The sequence below is a fragment of the Bradyrhizobium retamae genome (assembly GCF_001440415.1).
In the GTDB taxonomy this organism is placed as follows: domain Bacteria; phylum Pseudomonadota; class Alphaproteobacteria; order Rhizobiales; family Xanthobacteraceae; genus Bradyrhizobium; species Bradyrhizobium retamae.
Window position 1 is genome coordinate 1 of sequence record NZ_LLYA01000058.1, and the last position, 3,701, is coordinate 3,701.

A 3,701-nucleotide genomic window follows, 5' to 3' on the forward strand; every position below is an offset into this window, starting at 1 on the left:
CAAGGACATTGCGGGCGCGAAGCCGCCCCACGTCGTGGCCTGCGGGATCGCGCATCGTCCGGAAGGACGGCGTGTGTTTCCGCACATGACGGTCGAGGAAAATCTCGAGATGGGAGCCTATCTCCGCACGGATGCCGCTGCGATTTCGGCGGACCGCGAGCGCACTTACGCCGAATTTCCGCGTAGGTTCTCCGGCTTCGGAGAGGTGGTGCTGTTACCGCTCAAGCTCAAGCTGGGACCCGGTCATCAGTGATGTCGGCAGCCATTTCGAGACCGGCTCTAAGGGACGACCACCCCTGTTGCGCCAGCCGTCCAGCGGGTGTTTGCTTGTTCCATGCAGGCGGAGCAGTCAATCGTCGTTGACCCAGAAAGTCCTGGCGGCATCAACTCGCCGCACGGCCTGATCCTGTTCGACGGCGTATGCGTCCTATGCTCGCGCGGCTGCCGCTTCGTGAGCAAACGTGATCGCCGCGGCTATTTTCGCTTCGTTCCGATCCAGTTGGCCGAGGGACGTCCGCTCGCTCAGCAGCTCGGCATCGATCCTGATCACCCGGATTCCTTTGCCTTCTTGGCGAACGGACAGGCCTATGTAAAATCCGAAGCCGTGCTGCGCATTGCGCGCGAGCTTCCGCGTTGGCAGTGGACATGGGTCTTCCAATTCATCCCACGGGTGATCCGCGACGCGATCTATGATTTGGTCGCGCGAAACCGCTATCGCTGGTTCGGCCGTCGTGACGCTTGCATCCTGCCGAATTCGGATCGTTCGTGGCCATCGTGAACCGCCCCGGCCGGTATGACGAAGGAAGCAGTGTTGCTGCTTTTCGACTCAGTCCCTGTCACCGTAAGCACAATCTGCCGGATCAGCTTCGTGTGCGCCCAAGCTCGGATCGAAGCGGAATAGCGTAGAGCAATAGGGGCAGACGATCTCACCGGCATCGCCCATCTTGAGGTAGACGTGTGGGTGATCTTGCGGTGGTTTATCCCCAATGCACTTGAACTCGCGGCAGCCAATGCGCACGGTCGGCACCCCGACTTCACTATGAACTTCGGATAACTTTCCATCTGCAGCGCGCGGCTTAGGCGCCCGATCGATGACGCAAAGTGCCGTGCACGGATCGTCGAGCGAGGGCTCGATCAGCACCCGGTGAGCGGCGCCCCTCTCGCGCCGTTCGGTTGCCGTAAAGCGTACCCAGAGCGACACGGCCATCGTCAGTTTCTCCCACCACGGGAGAGGGTTGGAAGCTAACGCACCTGCAGAGGCGCCGGGGTCGCCATCGACGCGACGCTCTGAATCATTGCGTTCTGCACCTTCTCGAAGGCGTTCACCTCGATCTGCGCACGCGTTCCCGCGAGACGCCGAACTCCTCGGCCAGCTCCGCGAGGGTGATCTGTTCCTCGGCGAGCCGGCGCGTCTCGAAGATGCGCCGCTCGCGCTTGTTGAGCACGGTGAGCGCATCGGACAGCGTCTTGCGGCGGTTATCGAACTCCTCGCTCGCGGCGAGCGTCGTCTCCTGGTCCGGGGATTCGTCCACCAGCCAGTCCTGCCACTCGCCGGAATCGCCGTCCTCGCGGATCGCGGTATTGAGCGAGGCGTCGCCGCCAAGCCGCCGGTTCATGTAAATCACGTCCGTTTCGGTGACGCCGATCCGCCGGGCGATGACCTTCACCTGGTCGAGCCGCATATCGCCATCGTCGAGGATGGAGATTTTGCTCTGGGCCTTGCGCAGGTTGAAGAACACCTTCTTCTGGTTGGCCGTGGTGCCCATCTTCACCAGCGACCACGACCGCAGAATGTATTCCTGGATCGCCGCTTTGATCCACCACACGGCGTAGGTGGTGAACCGGAAGCCCTTCTCCGGCTCGAAGCGCTCGACCGCCTGCATCAGGCCGACATTGCCCTCGGAGATCGCCTCGGCGATCGGCAGGCCGTGGCCGCGATAGTCCCTGGCGATCTTGGCCACGAGCCGCAGATGGCTGGTGACCAGCTTGTGCGCCGCGTCGCGATCGCCGTGCTCGCGCCAGCGCTTGGCTAGCAGGTATTCTTCCTGGCGCTCCAACATCGGGAACCGCCGGATTTCCTCAAGATAATGAGTGAGGCCGGGTTCGGCCGCGAGGATCGGCAGAGCCACATTGCGGGCCATGATCCAGCCCTCCAATAGTTCAAGTTAATTTCGAAAAGCTATTATTCCGAAGAGGCAAACATGTCAGCGCGAGAAACGGCAGAGCTCCTGCTGCAAGTGGGACGGCTCGTACAAGCTGAGGGCTATGACGGCGAACTCAGTCCGGCCCAATGGATGGCGCTCCGCTTCTTCGCCCGTGCCAACCCGTTCTCGCGGACCCCGTCGGCACTCGCGGAATTTCAAGCGACAACCCGCGGCACCGCAACACAAGCCATTAAGGCGCTTGAAGCGGGTGGGTACTTGGTCCGACAGCCATTCAAGACGGACGGGCGAAGCGTAAGTCTGCGACTGACGAGCAAGGGCAAAAAAGCGAATGCACGCGATCCGTTCGAGGTTCTGGTGCGCGCCGTGGATTCGCTCGACGCGACAGAGCGAACTGCGATGCGTCGCGCCCTGCACCAAGTGCTGTCCACTCTAGCTACGAGTGGTGCGCATCGGCGCTTCGGTGTTTGCCAGGACTGCACGTACTTCGGCGGAGAGATGTGCGGCAACCTGCCGAGCACGGACCCCTCGGCCGCTGAATGCCTGCTCCTCGGTGTTCCGATTCAGCCAGAGGACGTAGGTCTTCTGTGCGTCCATTTTCAACCAATGAACGAGCACCGCGAGGACAGGCCGACACCATGAATGAGGTCGCCGCTGTGATCTGCTGAAAGGACGCTTAATTGACCTTCGTCGTCAACGAGAGCTGTATTCGCTGCAAAATCATGGACTGCGTCGACGTGTGCCCCGTAGACTGCTTCTACGAGGGCGAGAACATGCTCGTCATCCACCCGGACGAATGCATCGATTGCGGGGTCTGCGTGCCGGAATGCCCGGTCGACGCGATCCAGCCTGACACCGAGCCGGGGCTTGAGAAATGGCTGTCGCTGAATGCGGAATACGCGAAAATCTGGCCAAATATTACGGTCAAAAAAGCGCCCCCGCCCGACTCTAAGGAGTGGGAGGGGAAGCCGGACAAACTTCCATACTTCTCGCCAAATCCCGGCGCGGGTGATTGAGGCGAACAGCGCCCGCGCCGCAACATTCGCCATCGCAATTTCCGCGAGGCGCTTACCTTCCTTCCAATATCCGCGAATTAACTCGCGTTTGAGATCCCTGGAGGCGTATACTCCGACAATCACCGCTCCGCCTCCTAGGCATTACCGGTGACAGAGAGTGTTGCGCTCCCGCCTGTTCGAGGGAAGCATCATGCCCCAATCTCAACACCTGTCGTCCGTCATTCCATTCGCTGCAATTGAGCGCCCCGCGTGTCCGAAGTGCAAGGCCCCGATGATGCTCGTCAGCATCGAGCCAGCACGCGCCCGGGGCGTCGACTTGCAAACGTTTGAATGCGCTGTCTGCAATCAGGTACTTACGAGCTTTGCCGCGTTTGAAGACCCCATGAAGTCCAAGGGCCTTGGACGCTGGCTTCAAGGCGATTTGCACTCACCGAAGTAAGGCCCGCCGGCGTGAACCGGCGGATCGGGCGGCGCGGGACTAACTCGCGCCCTCGTGGTCAGATCTCCTCGGTTTCAGCCTCCG

At 61.2% G+C, this 3,701-nt stretch carries 4 protein-coding genes and 2 pseudogenes; 4 read left to right on the forward strand and 2 right to left on the reverse strand.

Annotated elements, in window-relative coordinates:
- Both CQ13_RS44315 and CQ13_RS09165 read left to right on the forward strand, forming a co-directional pair.
- Positions 1-253, forward strand: a pseudogene (locus CQ13_RS44315) (hypothetical protein); the annotation flags it as partial.
- 153 nt (positions 254-406) lie between these two features.
- Entirely contained in the window at positions 407-778 is a 372-nt protein-coding gene (locus CQ13_RS09165; RefSeq protein ID WP_249810157.1) for a thiol-disulfide oxidoreductase DCC family protein, read from the forward strand.
- 48 nt (positions 779-826) lie between these two features.
- Here the strand turns inward: CQ13_RS09165 and CQ13_RS09170 are convergent, their stop codons facing one another.
- Positions 827-1,027, reverse strand: coding sequence for a zinc-finger domain-containing protein (locus CQ13_RS09170; protein WP_430649671.1), 201 nt, complete (start codon positions 1,025-1,027; stop codon positions 827-829).
- A 215-nt stretch (positions 1,028-1,242) separates the two neighbouring features.
- Positions 1,243-2,141 (reverse strand): annotated as a pseudogene (rpoH, locus tag CQ13_RS09175) (RNA polymerase sigma factor RpoH).
- A gap of 60 nt (positions 2,142-2,201) precedes the next feature.
- On the opposite strand from rpoH, the gene CQ13_RS09180 reads away from it, so the two are divergent.
- Positions 2,202-2,804 (forward strand): MarR family winged helix-turn-helix transcriptional regulator, encoded by a 603-nt coding sequence (locus CQ13_RS09180; protein WP_057842663.1) that lies wholly within the window; start codon positions 2,202-2,204, stop codon positions 2,802-2,804.
- 38 nt (positions 2,805-2,842) lie between these two features.
- The gene (fdxA, locus tag CQ13_RS09185; protein ID WP_057842664.1) at positions 2,843-3,178 is read left to right on the forward strand and encodes a ferredoxin FdxA; all 336 of its coding nucleotides are present in this window, start codon (positions 2,843-2,845) and stop codon (positions 3,176-3,178) included.
- The last annotated feature ends 523 nt before the right edge of the window (positions 3,179-3,701 follow it).